General features: G+C 70.0%; 18 protein-coding genes. 6 read left to right on the top strand and 12 right to left on the bottom strand.

The features are described from left to right. Positions 1-14 precede the first annotated feature (14 nt). On the top strand, positions 15-1088 hold the full coding sequence (locus ACFU8W_RS20830) for a nitrous oxide reductase family maturation protein NosD (protein ID WP_384039165.1): 1074 nt from the start codon (positions 15-17) through the stop codon (positions 1086-1088). A gap of 34 nt (positions 1089-1122) precedes the next feature. Then, on the top strand, positions 1123-2181 hold the full coding sequence (locus ACFU8W_RS20825) for a methyltransferase (protein WP_384039162.1): 1059 nt from the start codon (positions 1123-1125) through the stop codon (positions 2179-2181). Positions 2182-2251: 70 nt separating this feature from the next. Here ACFU8W_RS20825 and ACFU8W_RS20820 read toward each other — a convergent pair whose 3' ends face one another. The 7 genes from ACFU8W_RS20820 to ACFU8W_RS20790 form a co-directional block, all read right to left on the bottom strand. Then, positions 2252-2584, bottom strand: a complete 333-nt coding sequence (locus ACFU8W_RS20820; RefSeq protein WP_345517114.1) for a TcmI family type II polyketide cyclase — start codon at positions 2582-2584, stop codon at positions 2252-2254. Between the two features lie 77 nt (positions 2585-2661). Continuing rightward, complete coding sequence (locus ACFU8W_RS20815; protein ID WP_345517113.1) at positions 2662-3141, bottom strand: SRPBCC family protein; 480 nt, start codon at positions 3139-3141, stop codon at positions 2662-2664. Position 3142: 1 nt separating this feature from the next. Then, positions 3143-3400 (bottom strand): acyl carrier protein, encoded by a 258-nt coding sequence (locus ACFU8W_RS20810; RefSeq protein WP_266989585.1) that lies wholly within the window; start codon positions 3398-3400, stop codon positions 3143-3145. 15 nt (positions 3401-3415) lie between these two features. Continuing rightward, positions 3416-4666 carry a ketosynthase chain-length factor gene (locus tag ACFU8W_RS20805; protein WP_384039157.1) on the bottom strand — a complete coding sequence of 417 codons (1251 nt, stop codon included), beginning with the start codon at positions 4664-4666 and terminating at the stop codon, positions 3416-3418. After that, positions 4663-5931 (bottom strand): beta-ketoacyl-[acyl-carrier-protein] synthase family protein, encoded by a 1269-nt coding sequence (locus tag ACFU8W_RS20800; RefSeq protein ID WP_384039154.1) that lies wholly within the window; start codon positions 5929-5931, stop codon positions 4663-4665. The genes ACFU8W_RS20805 and ACFU8W_RS20800 overlap by 4 nt, the downstream gene beginning before the upstream one ends. Continuing rightward, positions 5928-6362 carry a cupin domain-containing protein gene (locus ACFU8W_RS20795; RefSeq protein ID WP_345517110.1) on the bottom strand — a complete coding sequence of 145 codons (435 nt, stop codon included), beginning with the start codon at positions 6360-6362 and terminating at the stop codon, positions 5928-5930. Before ACFU8W_RS20795 ends, ACFU8W_RS20800 begins: the two co-directional genes overlap by 4 nt. A gap of 76 nt (positions 6363-6438) precedes the next feature. After that, on the bottom strand, positions 6439-7557 hold the full coding sequence (locus ACFU8W_RS20790; RefSeq protein WP_384039151.1) for a SchA/CurD-like domain-containing protein: 1119 nt from the start codon (positions 7555-7557) through the stop codon (positions 6439-6441). A 269-nt stretch (positions 7558-7826) separates the two neighbouring features. Here ACFU8W_RS20790 and ACFU8W_RS20785 point away from each other — a divergent pair, with 269 nt between their 5' ends. Then, positions 7827-9455 (top strand): FAD-dependent monooxygenase, encoded by a 1629-nt coding sequence (locus tag ACFU8W_RS20785; protein WP_345517108.1) that lies wholly within the window; start codon positions 7827-7829, stop codon positions 9453-9455. Here the strand turns inward: ACFU8W_RS20785 and ACFU8W_RS20780 are convergent. Then, positions 9442-11010: an alpha/beta fold hydrolase gene (locus ACFU8W_RS20780; protein WP_384039403.1), complete on the bottom strand. Its 1569-nt coding sequence runs from the start codon at positions 11008-11010 to the stop codon at positions 9442-9444. The two genes, ACFU8W_RS20785 and ACFU8W_RS20780, sit on opposite strands and share 14 nt — an antisense overlap. Before the next feature lie 266 nt (positions 11011-11276). Here ACFU8W_RS20780 and paaK point away from each other — a divergent pair, with 266 nt between their 5' ends. Continuing rightward, entirely contained in the window at positions 11277-12566 is a 1290-nt protein-coding gene (gene paaK / locus ACFU8W_RS20775) for a phenylacetate--CoA ligase PaaK (protein ID WP_384039149.1), read from the top strand. 227 nt (positions 12567-12793) lie between these two features. On the opposite strand, the gene ACFU8W_RS20770 is transcribed toward paaK, so the two are convergent. After that, complete coding sequence (locus ACFU8W_RS20770) at positions 12794-14299, bottom strand: acyl-CoA synthetase (protein ID WP_384039146.1); 1506 nt, start codon at positions 14297-14299, stop codon at positions 12794-12796. 151 nt (positions 14300-14450) lie between these two features. On the opposite strand from ACFU8W_RS20770, the gene ACFU8W_RS20765 reads away from it, so the two are divergent. After that, positions 14451-16862 carry an acylase gene (locus ACFU8W_RS20765; RefSeq protein ID WP_384039143.1) on the top strand — a complete coding sequence of 804 codons (2412 nt, stop codon included), beginning with the start codon at positions 14451-14453 and terminating at the stop codon, positions 16860-16862. 88 nt (positions 16863-16950) lie between these two features. Here ACFU8W_RS20765 and ACFU8W_RS20760 read toward each other — a convergent pair whose 3' ends face one another. The 3 genes from ACFU8W_RS20760 to ACFU8W_RS20750 all read right to left on the bottom strand — a co-directional run bounded on the left by ACFU8W_RS20760 (position 16951) and on the right by ACFU8W_RS20750 (position 20776). Next, the gene (locus ACFU8W_RS20760) at positions 16951-18057 is read right to left on the bottom strand and encodes a calcium:proton antiporter (RefSeq protein ID WP_384039141.1); all 1107 of its coding nucleotides are present in this window, start codon (positions 18055-18057) and stop codon (positions 16951-16953) included. 62 nt (positions 18058-18119) lie between these two features. Then, a complete protein-coding gene (locus ACFU8W_RS20755) occupies positions 18120-19670 on the bottom strand; it encodes an acyl-CoA synthetase (protein WP_384039138.1) in 1551 nt (516 codons plus the stop codon). Next, complete coding sequence (locus ACFU8W_RS20750) at positions 19667-20776, bottom strand: nitronate monooxygenase family protein (RefSeq protein ID WP_345517103.1); 1110 nt, start codon at positions 20774-20776, stop codon at positions 19667-19669. Before ACFU8W_RS20750 ends, ACFU8W_RS20755 begins: the two co-directional genes overlap by 4 nt. A 182-nt stretch (positions 20777-20958) precedes the next feature. Here ACFU8W_RS20750 and ACFU8W_RS20745 point away from each other — a divergent pair, with 182 nt between their 5' ends. After that, positions 20959-22818, top strand: coding sequence for a serine hydrolase (locus ACFU8W_RS20745; RefSeq protein WP_384039133.1), 1860 nt, complete (start codon positions 20959-20961; stop codon positions 22816-22818). The last annotated feature ends 24 nt before the right edge of the window (positions 22819-22842 follow it).

The following is a 22842-nucleotide window of genomic DNA, read 5'->3' as shown; positions in this document are numbered from 1 at the left end:
CATAGCTTCGGCTCATGAGGAAAAGCCACATCACCAACCTCGTGTGCATGGCAGTCGTCTCGGCCACCGCGGTGGCCTGCGCCGAACCGTCTGTCTCCGCCGCCACCCCGGCTGTGCGCACGGTCCATCCGGGCCAGTCGATCCAGGCCGCCGTGGACGCCGCCCGGACGGGTGACACCATCGTTGTCGAGCCCGGCACCTACCACGAGAGCGTACTGATCAAGAAGCAGGGGCTGACCCTGCGCGGCACCGGAGCCAAGACCGTCATCAAGCCGGCCTCGACCGGGACCAAGACCGGCAACGCCTGTGCGAAAGCCGGCAGCGGCGTCTGCGTACTGGGCACGTCCGGTCACACCGTCGACGGTGTGAGCATCCGCTCCCTCACCGTCTCCGGATTCAAGAAGAACGGCATCTGGGCGTCCTGGACCGACGGTCTGAAGGTCCGGCAGGTGACCTCCGACACCAACGGCGTCTGGGGCATCGCCCAGGAGAGGTCGACCCGCTCCGAGCTCCGGAGCAATACCGCCCATGGCAACGGCGACGCCGGCATCTTCGTCGCGAACACCGTGGCCGAGGAGGGTGGAGCCACCGACACCCACGGGACGCAGCTCCGCGGCAACACGCTGACGAACAACCGGATCGGCATCACCGCCCGCCGGGTCCGCAACCTCACCATCCGGGACAACACCGCCACCGGCAATTGCAGCGGCATGTTCGTCGTCGGCGACGAGGGCAAACCGCAGGCCGGGGTGATGACCATCCACAACAACCGGATCACCGACAACAACAAGTTCTGCAAGGCGACCCCCCGGCTCCCCGCCATTCAGGGCTCCGGCATCGTCCTCACCGGCACTGTGGACAACAAGGTGCGCGACAACACGATCCGGAACAACGTCGGCGCCACCCCGCTCTCCGGCGGCCTCGTGCTGTTCAAGAGTTTCGTGGGCGCCCACAACACCGGCAACACCATCAGCCGCAATGTGGTGCTGGGCAACCGGCCCGCGGACCTGGCCAACCAGGAAGCCGGACGGAACAACACCTTCGTCGGCAACACATGCGCGACGTCTGCACCGACCGGCATGTGCTGACCGCGACCCCCCGCACGAGAAGAAGCGAGACGGTATGACCACCGTGAGCACCAACACCCCCATCCCCACCACTCCTCTGCACACCCCGCAGCCGGGAATGCGGCTGCGCGAGATCGTCTTCGGCGCGGCCTGCGCCGCGGCCGTGCGCGCGGCGGCCCGGCTGGGCGTCGCCGACGCGCTCGGTGAGACACCGGCCACCGCAGCCGAGCTCGCGGCGGAGGTGAACGCGGAGCCGGCGCCGCTGCGCCGTCTGCTGCGTGCCCTGTCCTGCTACGGAATCTTCGCCGAGACCGCCGACGGAAGCTTCGTCCACACCGATATGTCCCGGTTGCTGCGCGAGGACGACCCGAACAGCCTTCGGTACATCTCCCTGTGGTGCACCGAGCCCTGGACCTGGGAGGTATGGCCGCGGCTCGACGACGCGGTGCGCTCCGGCACGAGCGTCTTCCCCGACGTGTACGGGAAGGGTTTCTTCGACTACCTCCACGAGGACGCGCGCGAGTCGGCGCAGATCTTCAACCGGGCCATGACCACCTCCAGCATGCAGTCCGCGCTGGATGTCGCCGAACTCCTCGACCTCGCCGGAGTGTCCGAGGTCGCCGACATCGGCGGCGGTCAGGGGCACGTGCTCGCCAGCCTGTTGGAGAAGCACCCGAAGGTCCGCGGCACGCTGATGGATCTGCCCGGCGTGGTCGCGCGCGCCGATGCCCGGCTGCGGGACGGCGGAGCGCTCGCCGGACGGACCAGCATCGTCGCCGGGGACTGCCGCGAGGCGATCCCGGTCGAGGCGGATCTCTACATCATCAAGAACATCCTGGAATGGGACGACGAGAGCACGCGCAGGACCCTGCGCAATGTCATGGCATCGGCCCGCCCGGGTGCCCGGGTCGTGATCATCGAGAACCTGGTCGACGACACCCCGTCGATGCGGTTCACCACCGCCATGGACCTGCTGCTGCTCCTCAACGTCGGCGGTGCGAAGCACACCAAGGAGAGCCTGATCGGGCGGATGGAGGACGCGGGGCTGATCGTCGGCGACATCAGCCCGGTCAACGGATATCTGCACGCGTTCGAGTGCATCGTGCCCAGCTGAACCGTTTCGCCTCACGGAATCGCCCCGGGTCCGGCTCTGAAGCCGGACCCGGGGCGATCGTTGGTGTGCCTCAGGCGCGGGAATCGCGCTCCCACCGGTAGAACTCATGGGCCATCGCATCCTTCGGACCACGCCAGGTCTGGGGGTCGTACGGACTGATGAAGGCAGTGAGCTTCTCGCTGAGGTCCTGGAACTCCGGGTGCTGGTGCACCTTGGCGATCTCCGGCCCCGGCGGGCGGTCGGATTCGATCAGGTGCAGATAGACGTCGCCGAACTGGAACAGCTTGCGCCGGTTGACCCCGACGAGGTGCGGCAGTTCGCCGCCGTCGGAGGCGGCGAACAGTTCGGCGATGTCCGGCGCCGACTCCGGCGCCATCCGGGCGACGATCAGAGCGTGATGCATGGGCAGGATGCCTTTCTGATACCCGGCCGGCCACCCTGCCGGGGTGGCCGGGTGGCCGGCCGCGGGCGGGCAGGGAGTCAGCGGGCGTTGACCGGGGCGGTACGGCGCTCGCGGTCGCGCTGCTCGATCTTGTCCCGGATGAGTTCCATCTGGACACGCGAGTTCCGGTTGATGTTGTCGGTCATCCACGCGTCGTCGACGGGTGCGTCGGGCCGCATCGCGAAGTCCTGCGCCCAGTGGAGCTTCGTGCCGCCGGGTACCTCCGAGTACTCCCAGCGGATGTTCATGTGCTGGAACGGGCCCGGCTCGACGCGGCGCGCGACGACCTTGCGGCCGACGCGGTCGACGGTGCGCTCGGAGACCCAGCTCCACACCTTGCCGTTCTCGTCGGGGTGCATGGTCAGACGGAACTTCGTCCTGTCGCCGTCCCGTTCGATCACCTCGACGGCCGCGTACTCGCTGAAGAGCCGCGGCCAGTTCTCCAGATCGTTCGTCACGTCCCAGACCAGATCGAGAGGGGCGGCGATGGTGATCTCGTTCTCGGTGTGTCCGGACACTTCAGGCTCCTGTCATAAGGGTGTGGTTGACGAGGTCGAGGAATTCACGGGGCGTCTTGCACCGGTCGGCGTCAGCCGGGAGCGGCCTGCCGTGTCGGTTCTCCAGCACGCCCACGATGCCGAGGAGGCCGAGGGAGTCCAGGCCGTACTCGTCGAAGCCGGACGCGGGCCGGCTCTCCATCTCCTGCGGGTCGACGCTGACTCCCGCGCCCTTCTTCATCAGCGCGGCCAGCTCCTGGTAGGTCAGTGGATCGTTCATGAGGGCTTCTCCTTCTCACGCGTGGGTGGCGGTGGGGCGCCGCAGCACGATGGCCGCGTTCGAACCCATGAGGCCGCGGCTCAGCACGAGCGCCGTCCGCAGTTCGGCGGGGCGTGCCCGGCCGGTGACGACATCGATTTCGTGACACACATCGACGACGTTCGGGGTCGGAGGTATCAGGCCGTTCTCCATGGCCAGTACGGCGGCTGCCGCGTCCAGCATCGGCGCCCCGCAGTAGGCGCGGCCGATACCGGTCTTGGGCGCCGTCACGGGTACCCGCTTGCCGTGACCGCCGAGCGCGTCGGCGATGGCCAGTGCTTCGGCCCGGTCGGCGGAGGGTACGCCGAGGGCGTCGGCGAAGACCACGTCGATCTCCTCCGGCGCACAGCCGGCCTCCCGCAGGGCACCGCTGATCGCCCGGGCGAGCCCCTCCCGGGACTCCTCCCACCGGGATGCCCCGGTGAACGTCGCGGAGTGGCCCGCCAGTTCGGCCCTGACCCGGGCCCCACGGCGGTTCGCCGCGGCCTCCTCCTCGACCACGAGCATGGCACCGCCCTCGGCGGGTACGAAGCCGCACGCGTCCGCGGTGAAGGGGCGGTAGGCCCGGGCGGGGTCGTCGCAGACGCTGAGGTCCTCGTACCCGAGCTGACAGACGACCGAGTACGGGGCCAGAGGTGCCTCGGCGGCGCCGACGACCACTGCGTCGGTGCCGCCGCGGATGGACCGTGCGGCATGCGCCAATGCGTCCAGACCGCCCGCTTCGTCGCTGGCCACGACGGCGCACGGCCCCTTGAATCCGCCCCGGATGGAGATCTGTCCGGTGCTTGCCGCGTAGAACCAGGCGATGGACTGGTAGGGGCCGACGTAATTGGACCCCTGTCCCCACAGTCGCTGCAGCTCGCGCTGGCCGAACTCGCCGCCGCCGGAGCCGGCAGCGGTCACCACTCCCACGGCGAAGGGGTCGCCCTCGTAGTCGGCCCGGCCGATCCGGGCGTCGTCGAGGGCGAGATCCGCTGCGGCCATCGCGAAATGCGTGAACCGGTCGGTCTGCACGAGGTAGCGTTCCTCGATCAGGTCCACCGGGTCGAAGCCCCTGATCTCGCCTGCGACCCGCAGCGGCAGGTGCTCGCACCCCTCGCGGGTGACGCGGTCGAGGACGCTCATCCCTTCGTGCGTCCTCTTCCAGAACGACTCGGTGGTCGTGCCGTTGGGGGCGACGACACCGATGCCGGTGACAACGGTGCGCCGGGCCTTTCGGGTGCTCATGGTGTCCTCCCACCTGTTCTGGTCAGGGCCACAGCAGACTGGAATCCACCGAATCCGCTGCCGACCGACAGGACGCTGCGCAGCTTCCTGGGCCGTGCGTCACGCGGCACGTAGTCGAGGTCGCACTCCGGGTCCGGGGTTTCGTAGTTCGCCGTCGGCGGCACTGTCTGGTTGACCAGGGACAGCACGCAGGCGGCGATCTCGATGGCGCCGATGGCGCCGAGCGAGTGACCGACCATGGACTTGATGGAGCTCATGGGCACCTCGTAGGCGTGCGCGCCCAGGGCCCTCTTCACTGCCGCCGTCTCGTGACGGTCGTTCTGCTTGGTGCCGGATCCGTGCGCGTTGACGTAGTCGATCTGTGAGCCGTCTATCCGGGCATGACCGAGGGCCCGATTGATGGCCTCGGCCATCTCCAGTCCCTCGGGGGTCAGCCCGGTCATGTGATAGGCGTTGCCGAAGGTGGCATAGCCGGCGATCTCGCAGTACACGGTGGCACCGCGGGCGCGGGCATGTTCCAGCTCCTCCAGGACGAGTACGGCGCCGCCCTCGCCCATGACGAAGCCGTCCCGACGGGCGTCGAACGGCCGGGAGGCGTGCTCCGGGTCGTCGTTGTTCGGGGAGGTCGCCTTGATCGCGTCGAAGCAGGCCACGGTGATCGGGGTGATCGGCGAGTCGGACGCCCCGGCGATGCAGACGTCGACCCGCCCCTCCTCGATGGAGTGAAACGCGTACCCGATCGCGTCGAGGCCGGAGGTGCAGCCCGTCGAGACGGTCTGCACCGGGCCGTGCGCGCCGACCTGCTCGGCGACTGCCGAGGCGAGGGAACTCGGTGAGAAGGCCCGCTCCAGATGGCGGCCGGCCGGGCGGTGGTCGACGTCCCAGCGGGCGCCGCTGCCACTGACGGCGACGTAGTCGTGCTCCAGTCGGGTGGTGCCGCCGACGGCGGTGCCGAGCGACACCCCGATGCGCCAGGGGTCCACCTTCTCAAGGTCGAGCCCCGCGTCGCCGAGGGCTTCCCTGGCGGCGACGAGCGCGAACTGGACGTACCGGTCCGAGCGGGCGATCTCGTCCTCGTCGAGGCCGTGGGCCGCGGGGTCGAAGTCGCACTCGGCGGCGATCCGGGAGCGGAATCCCACCGGGTCGAACAGGGTGATACCGCGCGTCGCGGTACGTCCGTTGGCGAGGAGGTCCCAGAAGGCCGGCGCGCCGATTCCGCCCGGGGCGACGACACCGACTCCGGTGACCGCCACGCGCCGGGTCATGAAGCAGCCTCGGTTCGTTCTGGCGGCGCGGCCCGGTCGGCGGTCTCGGTGTGCTCGGTGTCGACGTGACCGAGTTCCGGACGCGGGGCGAGCGGACCGAGGTGGAAGACCATGCGCGCTTCCACGTCGCCCACGTTACGGAACCGGTGACGTACATACGGAGGGATCAGCAGGCCCTGGTCGGGCCGCATGGTATGCGGTTCCCCGTCCAGGTCCACCTCCAGGAGACCGTTCACGACGTACACGAACTCCTCCGAGTACGGGTGGTAGTGCTCGCCGATGCGGTCGCCGGGCTGCACGATGGCCAGCCCCATGAAGCCGCTGGTGGCACCCACCGCGGTCGGCGTGAGCATGGCGCGAAGGTCTCCTCCGCGCCTGCGGTTGGGCTGGGTCTCACTGAGGTCCACGATGCGTGGCCGGTGCGTGGTCATGACTGCTTTCCTCCTGGCGCAGTGCGCGTGGTGTTGACGGGTTGAGCGAGAACCCCCCAGGGTGCTGACGCGCGGTTCAGGAATCCGCGGACCGCCGATCGGTGATCAGGGTCATCTCGGACTTCTTGAGGAAGCGCGAGATCTCCTGGCCGTTGGTCGGCGCGGCGTTGACGCCGCCGTCGAGGAGTCGTCCGAGCCTGGCCACCTTGGCGGGGTCGTCGATGCCCAGCGCCTGAGCGGGCTGCGCGTCCAGCGGGCCGACCATTTCGAGGAGCCGCACGACGATGTCGTCGCGCTGGAAGATGGTGCTGCTGTCGATCGGGCTGTTCCGGTCCTCGGCCGCCTCCTCGTCGTTGCCGGCGAGCAGCCGGGCGAGCGCCATGCCGCACCCCTCCTTGGCCTGGTAGAACAGCGCGTGCCGGCGGATGTCCGCGGCGTTGTGCCGGCCGGCGGTGACGTGGTGGACCGTGGGCAGAGCCGCCCGGGTGAAGAACACCCGGGCGGAGTTGTCGTCGCTGAGGTCCCGGTCCTGCTCCAGGTACGGGTTGATGGCCTCCTCGACGGCCCTGACCTCGGGCTGACGGGACACGTGGCGCAGCGCCGCAAGGAGGTCCCCCTCGACCTCGACGGCCCGGACGACCCGGTTTCCGTGCATGAAGAGCGAGGTGCGGCGCAACCGGGTGTGCTCGTCGACCCGCGCCTTCGGGGAGTCGTAGTCGGCGAGGATCTTCGCGACGACGTCCTCACTGCCGGGCTTCACGGTGAAGGTGAGGGCGTGGCGGACCACGCCGTCGCCCAGCCGGGGGGCGGACTGCAGGTTGCCCTTGGCGGCCTCGAGGGTGCTCTCGAAGGCGCTCCCGGTCTCCCGCAGCACGGAGAAGCGCAGCGACCGGGTGTCGCGTACGCAGCTGTGCAGGGGCTGGACCGTCTGGACGTGCTCCTCGCTGTTGACCCAGGCGAGGAAGGGCGGTGCGCTCTCCCATTCGCTGGTGATGAGCCACTGCGAGGGGTTCTCGATCGACTGGCACAGCTGGTCGCTGATGTGCCCGGGTACGGATGCCACCTGATTGCGCAGGTGCTCGTACGCCTCGAGGAATTGGTTCTGGGCTCCGTCGTGCAGATCCAGCAGCAGAACGACCCGCAGCCTGGAGCCGTCGAAGGCGGACTGCGAGATCCGTTCCGAAAGGGTGGTCATGTGTCGTTCTCCTTACGAGACGGCGTGGCGTCCACATGGATGGCAGGCCGTCGGTTGTCCAATGGGATCGGAGCGGGGTATCTCCCGGCGGATGCGTGACGTCCGCCCCCGCACCGCGGGGTGCGTCTCCGTGACCGATCGTGAAACGCTGGTCCGGTCGACGCGAGATTTATGAACCGTTCAGGTGAGCAGCCGCCGGGGAGCCGTCCGAACGGCACCCGCACGGGCATGAACAATGCATCTGTACGGCGTCGGAGCTGGAGCAACTGATGAACGAGAACGTCGACCTCCGTGTACCCGTCCTCATCGTGGGCGGCTCCCTGGTAGGTCTGTCCGCATCACTTTTCCTCGGCCGGCTCGGCATCGAGCATCTGCTGGTCGAGAAGCACGCGGCCACCTCCACGCACCCGCGTGGTCGCGGCAACAACGTACGGACCATGGAGGTGTTCCGCACGGCGGGAGCCGAACACCGGATCCGGGAGGCCGCTTCGGTGCTCGCGGAAAATCACGGGATCCTGCAGGCCGGTTCGCTGACCGGCGACGACCAGGAGTGGCTGTTCAAGGAGATCGACCCGGGCGGCGGGCTGGCGCGGTTCAGCCCGAGCGGCTGGTGCCTGTGCAGCCAGAACGATCTGGAGCCGGTGCTGCTGGCGCAGGCCCGTGAGCAGGGCGGCGACATCCGGTTCTCCACCGAGATGATGACGTTCGACCCGGATGGCTCAGGGGTGGACGCCGCACTGAAGAACCGGGAGACCGGTGAGCACATCAGCGTCCGTGCGGACTACCTGATCGCGGCCGACGGCCCGCGCAGCCCCATCCGGGAGCAGCTGCGGATCGGTCAGTCGGGACCCGGCGACCTGTTCCACAACGTGAGCATCACCTTCCGCTCGCGGAAGCTCGCCGACGTGCTGGGCGACCGGCGTTTCATCGTGTGCTACCTGACCAACCCCGCGGCGGACGGTGCTCTGCTGCCGGTGGACAACGAGAAGGAGTGGGTGTTCCACGCGCCGTGGCACCCCGAGCGGGGCGAGACACTGGAGGACTTCACCGACGAGCGGTGCGCGGAGCACATCCGCCGGGCGACCGGCGCACCCGACATCGACGTGGAGATCACCGGAAAGGCCCCGTGGCACGCCGCGGAGCGGGTCGCCGATCGGTACGGCCGGGACAGAGTCTTCCTCGCCGGGGACTCCGCCCATGAGATGTCGCCGACCGGGGCGTTCGGCTCCAACACCGGCATCCAGGACGCGCACAACCTCGCCTGGAAGCTCGCCGCCGTGCTGCGCGGCGAGGCCGGTCCGGGGCTCCTGGACACGTACGAGGCGGAACGGCTGCCCGTGGCACGGGCAACGAGCGAGCGGGCCTCGTCCCGTTCGGCGGAGCACAGCCACCCCGGATATGCCCCGGCTCCCGGTGTGGGCGGCGGGAAGAAGGGCGGCCTGCTGCCGGTGGCGCTGGGCTACCGCTATGTCCGTGGCGCCGTGGTGGGTGTCGACGCCGAACAGCCGGTGGTGCCGGAAGGGCTGCGGCTGAACGGCGACCCCGGCTCACGGGCACCACATCTGTGGGTCCGTCAGGCAGGTGAGCGCAAGTCGACACTGGACCTGTACGAGCGGTCGTTCGTGTTGCTGAGCGACGGCGCGGATGTCGCTTGGCGCCGTGCGGCCGCGCGCGTGGCCGACCGGCTTTCGGTGCGGCTCGACGCGTTCGGCATCGGCGCCGGTTCCGACCTGGAGCCGGAGAACGGGGCGGACTGGGCACAGGCGCACGGTACGAGCACCGAGGGTGCGGTGCTGGTGCGCCCCGACGCCTTCGTGGCCTGGCGGTCGGAAGGTTCCGTCACCGACCCGGAGACGACGTTGTACGACGTGCTGTCCTCCCTGCTCAGCCGAGGCTGACGCCGCCGGCCAACGGTTCATCGATATCTCGGTCCATGCCGAACGACCGCAGCGCCGCAAGGAACTCTGCCGGTCGGGCGGTGTGGACGAGATGTCCGGCGTCGATGGTGACCAGGCGGCAGTCGGGGATCTGTCGGGCCATCCAGGCAAGTTGGTCCTGGGCGAGGTGACTGTCGGGACCCCCGCCGATGATGAGGGTCGGGGCGGCAATCTCGCCGAGGCGCTCGCGGGCCGCCGGGTCCGGGTCGTTCAGCTGGGCATCGATCGACGGGACGACCGGCCAGTCGAAGTCGAGTTCCATGTCGGGGCGTTGGGCGGGCGGGCGCGGCGGATCGAGCGGGATGAGCGGCGGGGCCTCCTCGAGGACAAGTCTGCCGATCAGCGCCGGTTCCCGTTCGGCGAGCAGGAACGCGGCGACGCCGCCCATCGAGTGTCCGACGACGGTGGCGCCGGAAAGATTGCGGGCCTCCAGGAAGGCGTGCAGGTCGTCGCGGAACAGCTCGAAGGAGTAGCGGCCGGTCCAGTCGCTGAGGCCGTGGCCGCGGAAGTCGAGCGCGTACACCCGGTGGTCGGCGGCGAGTTGTTCCGCGATCTCCGTCCAGGTGCGGCTGGACTCGCAGCGCCCGTGAACAAGGACGACGGGCGGAGCGGACGGCTCGCCCCACACCCGGTAGGCAAGCCGAATGCCTCCTGCCTGGACGCTGCGCACCTCGGGGTCGAGGAAGGCGCTGACGGTGCGGACGAAGGCGCCCGGGTCGTCGATCCACGGGTAGTGCCCGGCGCCGCGCTGCACGGCGAACTCCGCGTTCGGGAACAGCGCGGCCAGTTCGGCGGCGCGGTCCGGGGTGGGTCCTCCGTCGTACTCCCCCGCGAGGACGAGCACGGGCGCCGTGACGCCTCGCAGGGCGGCGACGGTGCCGGCCGGGTCGAACGCACCGTCCCGGTAATAGGTCTTCGCTGCTTCGGAGTTGGCCTGCTCGGGCGCTGCGGCGGCGTGCGCCCGCGCGGCGGCGTCCCACCGTCCGTACGTGAACGGCTCGATCGCGGGCCACGCGTCACCGAGGGAACGCCGCCCCGCCCACATGGACTCCAGCGCGTCCCGGCCTTCCGCGAACCACGGTTCTCCACGGCGCAGTTCGGATGCCTCGCGCCAGTCCTCGTCGGTGACGGTGATACCGGCGGCGCGGGTGCCGGGGGTGACGAGGGTGAGCGTGCGCAGCCGCTTCGGGTGCCGGGCGGCGTAGAGCGCGGCCAGGTTGGCGGACGCGGAATGGGCGAGCAGATCGATGCGTTCGTACCCCAAGTGGGCGCGCAGTGCCTCCACGTCGTCGACGAGCCGGTCGCAGCGGTAGGTCGATGGGTCGTCCGGAACGGCGGAGTCCCCGGTGCCTCGCAGATCGAGCAGCACCAGTTGGCGGTGGGCGGCAAGTCCGCCCAGGTCGCCGAGATAGGCGCTGGCCCGCATCGGCCCGCCGGGCACACAGATCAGCGGCTCGCCCTCCCCCAGCAGGTGGTAGGCGATCCCGGTCCCGTCGTATGCGTGGAAGGTCGGCATGTACGCCATCCAAACAGGACCCCTGCCGTGACGCAGCTGTGTTCGGTATGAGCGTATCCAGGATGTGGGACGGCTCCCGGGCCGGGAACCCGGCCGGTGCCGCGGTCCGCCACGAGGCGGGGTCACGGTCCAGGCGTGACCGGCGGACCGAAGGGCTGAGCACGAATGCGTCGCCCCTCTTGCCATGCTGCGGGACATCCTGAATTACTGCTCCCGTAACGATCGACCGAATGATCGGTCGCCCACTCGGGGAGAGGAACATCCGGATGACGGCTCTGCTGGATGCGGCGGAGCGGCTCGGCCGCCCGGAGCTGCAGGCGCTGCAACTGGAGCGGCTGCGCGCCACGCTGCAGCACGCGTACGACCATGTCGGCTTCTACCGAGCGGCGTTCGACAAGGCGGGGCTGCGCCCGGACGACTGCCGTTCGCTCACCGACCTGGCCCGGTTCCCGTTCACGACGAAGGCGGATCTGCGGGACAATTACCCGTTCGGCATGTTCGCCGTGCCGGAGGACCAGGTGCGGCGCATCCATGCGTCCAGCGGGACGACGGGCCGCCCCACCGTGGTCGGCTACACGCAGCGGGACCTGGACACCTGGGCGGACGTGGTCGCCCGATCCATCCGGGCCGCGGGCGGCCGTCCGGGACAGAAGGTCCATGTGGCGTACGGGTACGGCCTGTTCACCGGTGGTCTCGGCGCGCACTACGGGGCCGAACGGCTCGGCTGCACGGTCATTCCGGCATCCGGTGGCATGACGTCGCGCCAGGTGCAGCTGATCCAGGACTTCCGGCCCGACATCATCATGATCACACCCTCGTACATGCTGACGCTGCTCGACGAGTTCGAGCGCCAGGGCGTCGATCCGCGTACCACCTCGCTGAAGGTCGGCATATTCGGCGCCGAGCCGTGGACACAGGAGATGCGCCGGGAGATCGAGGAGCGGTTCGCGATCGACGCGGTCGACATCTACGGGCTGTCGGAGGTGATCGGCCCAGGGGTCGCCCAGGAGTGCGTGGAGACGAAGGACGGGCTGCACATCTGGGAGGACCACTTCTATCCGGAGGTCGTCGACCCGTTCACCGGTGAGGTAATGCCGGAGGGCGAGGAAGGTGAGCTGGTCTTCACGTCGCTGACCAAGGAAGCCATGCCGGTGATCCGGTACCGGACCCGGGATCTGACCCGGTTGCTGCCCGGCACGGCCCGGGTCTTCCGGCGGATGGAGAAGGTCACCGGGCGGAGCGACGATCTGGTGATCCTGCGCGGGGTGAACCTCTTCCCGACCCAGATCGAGGAGATCGTGCTGCGTACGCCAGGCGTGGCACCGCACTTCCAGCTGCGGCTGACCCGCGAGGGCCGTCTCGACGCGCTGACGGTACGGGCGGAGGCGCGGGCGGAGTCGACACCGGACCAGCGGGCACATGCCGCGCGGGCGATCGCGGCGGCGGTCAAGGACGGCATCGGGGTGTCGGTCGGGGTCGAGATCGTCGATCCCGAGACGCTGGAGCGGTCGGTCGGCAAGTTCAAGCGGATCGTGGACGACCGCGGCGAGCGCTGAGGCACCGGGACGGCGGCGCCCACTTCTGGCGTGTGTTCCCGGGGAGCCGGGCCGTCACGTCGAATCGTCCGGCACCCCGCCGCTCCGGTCACCGTCCTCGCCGCCGTCGCGAGCACCGCGTGGCTCCTGGCGTCCGCTCGGACCGCCGCGATGACGGCGTCGGTCTCGACATCGACTGCGGCGCGATCGTCGCTGAGGGCCCTTCTTCCGGAAGGGCCCTCAGGGGGTCACGGCTGCGCGAACCGGTCCCTGAGCTCGCGCTTGAGGATCTTTCCGCTCGCGTTGCGGGGGAGCTCGTCCACGAAGAGGATCTTCTTCGGGGCCTTGAAGTGCGCGAGCCGTTCCCGTACATGATCGAGAAGCTGCTGCTCGGTGGCATCCTCGCGCAGCACGACGACGGCGGTGACGGCCTCGATCCAGCGTTCGTCGGGCAGCCCCACAACGGCTGTCTCGGCGACGGCGGGGTGGGTGTAGAGGGCGTCCTCGACCTGGCGGGAGGCGACCAGGACACCGCCGGAGTTGATGACGTCCTTCACCCGGTCGACGACCGTGAAGAAGCCCTCAGGGTCACGGACGGCGAGGTCGCCGGAGTGGAACCAGCCGTCGCGGAAGGCCTCGGCGGTCTCCTCGGGCTTGTTCCAGTAGCCCTCGCACAGCTGCGGTGACCGGTAGACGACTTCGCCCGCCGTGCCGTCGGGAACCTCCTTGCCGTGCTCGTCGACAACCCGTGCTTCGACAAAGAGCACCGGCCGGCCGCAGGAGTCCATCCGGCCCTCGTGCTCCTCGGGCCCGAGAACGGTGGCCAGCGGGCCGATCTCGCTCTGTCCGAAACAGTTGTAGAAGGCCAGCGCGGGCAACCGCTCGCGGAGCCGTTCCAGCACCGGGACCGGCATGATCGACGCACCGTAGTAAGCCTTGCGCAGCCCGCCGAGCTCGCGGGTCGCGAACTCCGGGTGGTTGGCGAGCCCGATCCAGACGGTGGGCGGCGCGAAGAGGCTGTCCGCCTGCCCGGCCTCGACGAGGTCGAAGATCCGGCCCGCTTCGGGCGCGTCGAGGATGGTGTTCTCCGCCCCGACCGCGAGGTAGGGCAGCAGGAACACATGCATCTGCGCGGAGTGGTAGAGCGGCAGCGAGTGGGCGGGCCGGTCGGTGGGGCGCAGGTCGAGGGCGGTGATCGCACTGACGTACTCATGGACGAGGGCGCCGTGCGTCATCATCGCGCCCTTGGGCAGCGCGGTGGTACCCGAGGTGTACAGCAGCTGCACGAGGTCACCGGCGGCGGGTTCGCGCTCGGGGGTGAAGGGGCGCGGGGTGGCGAGCGCGCCGAGGAGGGAGTCCGGTGCGTCGCGCAGCGGCCGTACGGCGAAGCCGGCCGGGATGCGGTCACTGAGTGCCGGGTCGGTGAGCACGAGGGCGCTGCCCGACTGCTCCAGGATGTAGGTCAGGTCGTCGCCGGTGAGGTTCTGGTTGACCGGCACATGGACCAGCCCGGCGCGGGCGCAGGCGAGATACGCGATCAGGTACGCGTCGGAGTTGTGCGCGTAGGAGGCGACCCGGTCGCCGGGGTGCAGGCCGTGGTCGGCGAGGAGGAGGGCCGCCGCGGTGCTGACTGCCGTGTCCAGCGTCCGATAGGTCCAGGACCGGTCGGCGTACCGCACGGCGGTGCGCTCGGGGGTGCGCCGTGCGCTGCGGGTCACGACGCCGTCGACTGTGGAGCTGCGTACACCTGTCATGGCGTGATCCTGGGCGGCCGGGACCGGGCGGTCAAGGGTTCTGATATCTGCACCGCTGTTGACAGCGGTACGCGCGTGCTGGCTGAGTTGCGCGTGGCATCTCGGAACATCCGAGCAACCGCCTTTATCACCCGCGCAGTTGGGAGGACCCTTGCCCCTCCGTAACCGTCTGAGACTTCTCGCGGTGTCCGGTCTCGCACTGTTCACCGTGGCGGCGTCCCTGCCTCCGGCCGTGGCCGACGCCTCGCACACCCGGCATCCGTCGGGCGGCGGTCTGTCCGCCGTGATCCGCTACACCGAGTACGGCATTCCGCACATCGTGGCGAAGGACTACGCGGATCTCGGGTTCGGCAACGGGTGGGCGCAGGCGGCCGACCAGGTGTGCACGCTCGCCGACGGCTTCGTGACGCTGCGCGGCGAGCGGTCGCGGTACTTCGGTCCGGACGCGGCTCCGGACGGTTCGCTGTCCTCCGCGACGAGCAATCTCTCCAGCGATCTCTACTTCCGCGGGGTCCAGGACAGCGGCACCGTGGAGAAGCTGCTGACAGTGCCCGCCCCGGCGGGTCAGAGCCATGACGTGAAAGAGCTGGAGCGAGGCTGGGCGGCGGGATACAACGCCTGGCTGAAGCAGAACCGGATCGGCGATCCGGCCTGCCGGGGAGCCGACTGGGTGCGGCCGGTGACGATGCTGGATGTCGCGACCCGCGCCTTCGCGCTGTCCGTGCTGGGCGGGCAGGGCCGCGGGATCGACGGCATCACGGCGGCGCAGCCGCCCACGGGCGCACCGGCGTCGCCCGGTGTTCCACCGGGTGAGGCGGCGAAGGCGGCGCAGCGGCTGCTGTCCACGCAGAACGCCGACATGGGCTCCAACGCGGTCGCGTTCCGGGGCAGTACGACGGCGAACGGGCGAGGGCTGCTGCTCGGCAATCCGCACTACCCGTGGCAGGGCGGGCGGCGGTTCTGGCAGTCGCAGCAGACCATCCCTGGGGAGCTGAACGTGGCGGGCGGTTCGCTGCTCGGCTCGGCGACCGTGTCGATCGGGCACAACGCGAACATCGCCTGGAGCCACACCGTCGCCACGGGTGTCACCCTCAATCTGCATCAACTGGCCCTCGATCCGGCCGATCCGACCGCGTATCTGGTGGACGGCAGGCCGGAGCGCATGGTGAAGCGCACGGTCTCGGTCGAGGTGAAGGGCGGCGCCCCGGTGACCCGGACCCAGTGGTGGACCCGGTACGGTCCGGTCGTCACCTCCCTCGGTGCCGGGCTGCCGCTGCCCTGGACGGCGACGACCGCGTATGCACTGAACGACCCGAACGCCACGAACCTGCGGTCCGCGGACACGGGTCTCGGCTTCAGCAAGGCACGCAGCACCGCGGACATCCAGGCCGCCCTGCGGCGTACCCAGGGACTGCCGTGGGTGAACACCGTCGCCGCCGATTCCGCGGGCCATTCGTTCTTCTCGCAGTCGCAGGTGCTGCCGCGGATCACGGACGATCTCGCGCAGCGGTGCTCCACCCCGCTGGGCAGAGCGACGTATCCGTCGTCGGGGCTCGCGGTGCTGGACGGTTCGAGGAGCGACTGCGCGCTCGGTTCGGACCCGGACGCGGTACAGCCGGGCATCTTCGGGCCGGGCCGCATGCCGACCGTCAAGGATGCTCCGTACGTCGAGAACTCCAACGACAGCGCCTGGCTGACCAACGCCGACGCACCGCTGACCGGCTACGAACGGGTCTTCGGCACCATCGGCACGCCTCGCTCGATGCGGACCCGCGGCGCGATCGAGGATGTGTCGGCGATGGCGGCGAAGGGCCGGCTGACAGTCGGCGACCTGCAGGAACAGCAGTACGCGAACCGCGCCCCTGCCGGTGACCGGGCGGCGGCCGACCTGTCGCGCGCCTGTGCGGCGCTGCCCGACGGAACGGCGGCCGGCAGCGACGGCAGGGCGGTCGATGTGTCGGCGGCGTGCGACGTGCTTGCACGCTGGGACCGGAAGTTCGACACCGGCAGCCGGGGCGCACTGCTCTTCGACCGGTTCTGGCGCCGGGCCACCGCCGGGTCGGCGGCCGATCTGTGGAAGGTGCCCTTCTCCCCCACCGATCCGGTTCGTACCCCGCACACGCTGAACACCGCGGCGCCGCGCGTCACCGCGGCGCTCGCCGACGCGGTGGCCGAACTGCGGGCGGCCGGGATCGCTCCGGACGCGCCGCTGGGTGCGAACCAGGTGGTCGTGCGGAACGGGAAGCGCATCCCGGTCGGCGGTGGTACGGAGTCCCTCGGTGTCTGGAACAAGACCGAACCGGTGTGGGACGCCACGGCCGGTGGGTACACCGAGATCTCGGCCGGCTCCAGCTACATCCAGGCGGTCGGCTGGGACGGCTCCTCGTGCCCGGTGGCCCGCACCCTGCTCACGTACTCCCAGTCCTCGAACCCGAACTCACCGCACTACAGCGACCAGACCGAGCTCTTCTCGGGTGAGCGCTGGGTGACATCCCGGTTCTGCGAGAAGGACATCGCGCGCTCGCCGGCGCTGCGGGTGGTGCGTGTGCGCGAGCACCGGTAACACGCTTCGGAGGCACATCGGCCCCTGACCGTCCGGGCGGTCGGGGGCCGATCGCTGCCGACGGTCAGGGGCCGGTCATCGCATGCGGTCAGGGGCTGATCGCGAGGACGACGAACGCTGCGAAGATCGCCAGGTGGACGCCGCCCTGGAGCAACGTGGCCCGTCCCGGTACGACGGTCAGCGCGCCGACCACCACGGTCAGCGCGAGCAGCACCATATGGGTGGCGCCGAGGCCGAGATGCAGCGGTCCGGACAGCCAGATGGAGGCCAGGGCGATGGCCGGGATGGTCAGCCCGATGCTGGCCATGGCCGACCCGAGGGCGAGGTTGAGGCTGGTCTGCACGCGTTCACGGTGGGCGGCCCGGACCGCGGCGAGGGTCTCGGGCAGCAGCACCAGCAGGGCGATGATGACACCGACCACCGACTGCGGCAGCCCGGCGGCCTCCACGCCGGACTCGATCGTCGGCGAGACGGACTTGGCGTCGCCGACGACGGCGACCAGCGCGATCAGCAGCATGGCGACGCTGAGCGCGGTGGCGCCCCGGCCGGGCAGCGCCACGTGCTGCTCGTCCTCCTTGAGCCGGCCGTCCTGGGCGAGCGGCAGGAAGTACTCGCGGTGCCGGACGGTCTGTACGGCGACGAACAGCCCGTACAGGAGGAGGGACGCGACGGCGGCAAAGGTGAGCTGTGCGGTGGAGAACTCGGGGCCCGGTCTGCCGATGGTGAAGGTCGGCAGCACCAGACTGAGGGTGGCGAGGGTGGCGACGGTGGCGAGGGCGGCGCCGGAACCTTCGGCGTTGAAGACGGCGACGCGGGAACGCACCGCGCCCACCAGCAGGGACAGTCCGACGATGCCGTTGCAGGTGATCATCACGGCGGCGAAGACGGTGTCGCGGGCGAGCGCGGACGTCTTGGGGCCGCCGTCCACCATCAGGGTGACGATCAGGGCCACCTCGATGATGGTCACGGCGACGGCCAGGACGAGCGAGCCGAACGGTTCGCCGACCCGGTGGGCGATCACCTCGGCATGGTGGACGGCGGCGAGCACGGCGCCCGCGAGACACAGCGCCACGACGGCGACGGCGAAGGGCGGCAGCGCCCGCCCCCAGCTGAACAACAGCGCCACCGCCGCGATGATCGGCACAACCACGGTCCACTGGGTAGCCAGGGACCGGACCGTCGCGCTCGTTTTCATGAGCCACACGCTGCCAGAGGTGGGCGGGGCGCGCTCGGCGGACGGTGCGGGGCGGCCGGCGTTCAGAGGGCTCTGTGGTGCCCCTCCCAGTACGGGGCGCGCAGTCGCCGCTTGTACAGCTTGCCGTTGGGGTCGCGCGGCATCGTGTCGATGAAGTCGAGGCTCTTGGGGCGTTTGTACCCGGCGAGCCGCTCGGCGCAGTGGGTGAGGATCTCGGCGGCCAACCCGTCGCCCGGGGGGTGTCCTTCGGCCGGTTCGACGACCGCCTTGACCTCCTCACCCCAGTCGGCGTGCGGGATGCCGAAGACGGCGGCATCGGCGACTGCGGGGTGGCTGAGGAGCGCGGCCTCGATCTCGGCGGGGTAGATGTTCACCCCTCCCGAGATGATCATGTCGATCTTGCGGTCGCGGAGGAAGAGATAGCCGTCCTCGTCGAGGACGCCCAGATCGCCGACGGTGAAGAAGTCCCCGATGCGGTTCTTCTCCGTCTTGGTCCGGTCCTTGTGGTAGCTGAAGCCGCCGGTGCTCATCTTCATGTAGACGGTGCCGAGCTCGCCGGGCGGGAGGCGGTTGCCGTCGTCGTCGAAGACGGCGAGTTCACTGATCGGCCAGGCCTTCCCGACCGTGCCGGGCTTCTTCAGCCAGTCCTCGGCGGTGGCGAACGCGCCGCCGCCCTCGCTGGCCGCGTAGTACTCCTCGACGCACCGGCCCCACCAGTCGATCATGGCGCGTTTGACGTGGTCGGGGCAGGGGGCCGCGCCATGGATGGCATGCCGCATCGAGGTGACGTCGTACCGCTCCTTCACCTCGTCGGGCAGGGCGAGGAGGCGGTGGAACTGGGTGGGGACCATGTGCGTGTGGGTGCAGCGGTGCGCGTCGATGACCCGCAGCATCTCCCGCGGCGCCCACTTGTCCATCAGAACGAGGCGGTGCCCGATGTGCAGGGCGGCGCCCGCGAACTGGAGCACGGCGGTGTGGTAGAGCGGCGAGCAGACCAGATGGACGTTGTCGTCGAACGGCTTGATGCCGAAGATGCCGAGGAAGCCGCCGAGATGGCTCTCCTCGGGGAGCTTGCCGGAGAGCGGGCGGCGGATGCCGCGCGGGCGTCCTGTGGTGCCCGAGGTGTAGTTCATCACCCAGCCGAGGCTTCGGTCCTCGGGCGGTGCGTCGGACTGTTCCGCGAGCAGTTCCGCGTACGGGCGGAAGCCGTCGACCGCGCCGACGGCGTAGCGCTGGCTCACGGGCAGTTCCGCCTCGTCGGCGGCGGTTGTCGCTGCGTCGGTGTACCGCTCGTGCGCGATCAGCACCTTGGCGCCGGAGTCGGAGACGATCCAGGCGATCTCGGGGCCGACGAGGTGGTGGTTGACGGGGACGAGATAGAACCCGGCCTGGGAGGCGGCGAGGTACGCGGTGAAGAACTCGACGCCGTTGGGGAGGACCACGGCGAACGCGTCGCCCTGCCGGAGGCCGGCCGCGCGCAGCCCGTGGACCAGGCGGTTGGCCGCGCTGTGCAGGCGGCCCGCGGTCCAGGTCTCGCCGTTGGGGGCGACGAGAATCGTACGGTCGGGGTCGGCGGTGGCCTGGGCCCAGAAGCCGTTGGGCGGCTGGTTCATGCGGCGCTCCGTCCGGCGATGCGGTTGATCCGGTCCACGGCGCGTTCGAAGCCGCGGGTCAGGTCGTCGAAGACGGCCTGCACGCTGCGTTCGGTGTTCATCCTTCCGACGATCTGGCCGACGGGGGTGCCCAGCAGTGCGCCGGTCTCGTACTTCTGGATACGGGAGACGGCCTCGGCGACCAGCAGTCCCTGCAGCGGCATGGGCAGGGGGCCGGGGCCGGACGGGTCGTCCCAGGCGTCGGTCCATTCGGTACGGAGCTGGCGTGCGGGTTTTCCGGTGAGGGCGCGCGAGCGGACGGTGTCGCCGGAGCCGGCGGCAAGGAGCTTGCGGGTCAGTGCGCGGGAGTGGAGGTCGGCCTCCTCGGTGGTCAGCCAGAGCGAGCCGAGCCAGACGCCCTGGGCGCCGAGGGCGAGCCCGGCGGCGATCTGCTGTCCGCTGCCGATGCCTCCGGCGGCGAGGACGGGGAGGGGTCCCACGGCGTCGACGACGTCGGGGACGAGGACCATGGAGGCGATCTCTCCGGTGTGACCGCCCGCTTCGTACCCCTGGGCGACGACGATGTCGATGCCCGCGTCGGCGTGGTGGCGGGCGTGCTTGGCGCTTCCGGCGAGGGCGGCCACGAGGACGTTCCGGTCGTGGGCACGTTGCACGACGTCCGCGGGGGGCGAGCCGAGGGCGTTGGCGAGGAGCCTGATGGGGTAGTCGAAGGCGACGTCGAGCTGGTTGCGGGCGACCTCCTCCATCCACCCGGTGATGCGCCAGCCGGATGCCTCGCCCTCGGCGAGTTCGGGGACGCCGTATGCGGCGAGGGTGTCCTGGACGAACTGGCGGTGTCCGGCCGGGATCATCGCCTCCACATCGGCCTCCGTCACCCCTTCCACCTTCTTCGCGGGCATGACGACATCGAGGCCGTACGGCTTGCCGTCGGTGTGCTCCTGCATCCAGTCGAGGTCACGTGCCAGGTCGTCAGGGGCTGTGTAGCGCACCGCGCCGAGTACGCCGAATCCGCCGGCCCGGGTGATCGCCGCGGCCACCGCCGGGAAGGGCGTGAAGCCGAAGATGGCGTGCTCGACTCCCAGTTTCTTGCTCAGCTCCGTCTCCATGGGCGGCAGGATGCCGCAGTCGGACATCCGAAGGAAGAGATTTTCTGATGCAGTGTCAGATTCTTTGTGGTGCCGGGGGCCTCCGGGACGGCAGGGGTGACAGTAATCTCTGCGGCGGCAGGAAGTTTCACCGTAGGACTGGATGAAGAAAGTTACTTTCAACCGGTAGGAAGGGGTTCCGGATGACCGAGGACGCGACCGGCAGAGGGATCAGCCGACGCAGGCTGAGCGGTGGGATGCTCGCACTGGGCGGAGCACTCGCCCTGGCACCGATTCCCTTCGCGGAGACGGCGTCGGCCATGGAATCGGGGGCGGGAACGTCGGGGGCGTCGGGAGCAAGCGCCGTGGACGCTTCGGATGCGGCCGCCGACGGGCGGCCGACGCTGCGGCTCGGTTCCGCCGACCGCGCCGGGCTGTTGCAGGGTCCACTGGACCAACTGGTCGCAGAGGCAGAACGGTTCCTCTCCGCTTCCCCCAAACACCCGTGGTACGCGGGCGCGGTGCTGCTCGCCGGACGCGGAGGCACGGTGGCACTGCACCGGCCGATCGGCAAGGCGGTGCGGTACGCGGCGTACGACGACAAGACGGACACTGGAGTGGAGTTCCCGGCGGACCAGCAGATCGCGATGGCCGAGGACACGGTCTTCGACCTGGCGTCGGTGTCGAAGCTGTTCACCTCGATCCTGGCCGTGCAGCAGATCGAGCGCGGGGCACTGGAACTGGAGGCGAAGGTCGCCTCGTATCTGCCCGACTTCGCGGGAGGCGGCAAACAGGACGTCACGATCCGTCAGCTGCTCACGCACACCTCGGGGTTCCGTGCCTGGATCCCGCTCTACAAGGAGCCGACCCGGGAGGGGAAGCTGCGGCTGCTGTGGAACGAGGTCCCGGCCAATCCGCCGGGCACGGTGTACCTCTACTCCGACCTCAATCTCATCTCGCTGCAGCTGGTCCTGGAGAAGATCACCGGACGCACCCAGGATGTGCTGCTCCGCGAGGAGATCACCGCACCGCTCGGGATGCACCGCACTCGTTACAACCCGCCCGCCGCCTGGAAGCCGAAGATCGCGGCCACCGAGGACGCCCGGCTGCCCTGGTCCGGCCTGAACCGCGGGCTGGTCTGGGGCGAGGTGCACGACGAGAACGCGTACAGCCTGGACGGGGTGGCGGGCCACGCCGGAGTCTTCTCCTGCGCCTGGGACCTCGCGATCCTCGCCCGTACGCTGCTCAACGGCGGCGTCTACGGGCGCGCGAGGATCCTCTCCCAGGATTCGGTGGACCTCCTGTTCACCGACTTCAACACCGCGTTCCCCGGAGATGCCCATGGGCTCGGCTTCGAGCTCTACCAGCACTGGTACATGGGGGCGATGGCCACCCCGAGCACAGCGGGCCACACCGGCTTCACCGGGACGAGCCTGGTCCTCGATCCGACGACCGACTCGTTCCTGATCGTGCTCGGCAACTCCGTTCATCCGGTTCGCACATGGCGCTCCGGCAGTGCACCTCGGGTCGCCACCGCGAACCAGATGGCGCGGGCGGTGGCGGTGCGCCCCGCCCGGGGCCGTACCGCCTGGTTCTCCGGCATGGCGAGCGCCGCCTCCGCCACGCTCGCACTGCCCGCTCTGCGTCCGGCATCCTCGCGTGCCACGCTGAGCTGCGCGGTGTGGTGGGACACCGAGCCGGGCTCCGACTACCTCTTCCTGGAGGCCTCGTCGGACGCCGGGACGACCTGGCAGCCGGTGCCCTTCACCACCGCAGCGACGACGTCCGACTCCCAGCGGGCGGAGCCGGAACCGCATCCGGCGGGCTCCGTCTCCGGCTGGTCGGGCCGGGTCTGGCACCGTCTCGACGCGGACCTGGCCGCCTGGCGGGGCAAGGATGTGCGGCTGCGGTGGCGGTACACCACCGATCAGCTGTACGTCGGGCGCGGGGCGTACGTGGACGGCATCCGGGTCGAGGACGACGGCCGGACCGTCTTCGACGACGGCAGGTCGGGCGACGCGGGGCGCATCGAGGCGAACGGGTGGACGATGTCCGCCGACTGAGAGCGGCGGCTGCCGGCCGGTTCG

The sequence above is a fragment of the Streptomyces sp. NPDC057565 genome (assembly GCF_042801455.1).
Taxonomy (GTDB): Bacteria; Actinomycetota; Actinomycetes; order Streptomycetales; family Streptomycetaceae; genus Streptomyces; species Streptomyces yanii.
Note: the sequence above shows the minus strand (reverse complement) of the source record. Positions and strands in the feature narration are given on the sequence as shown.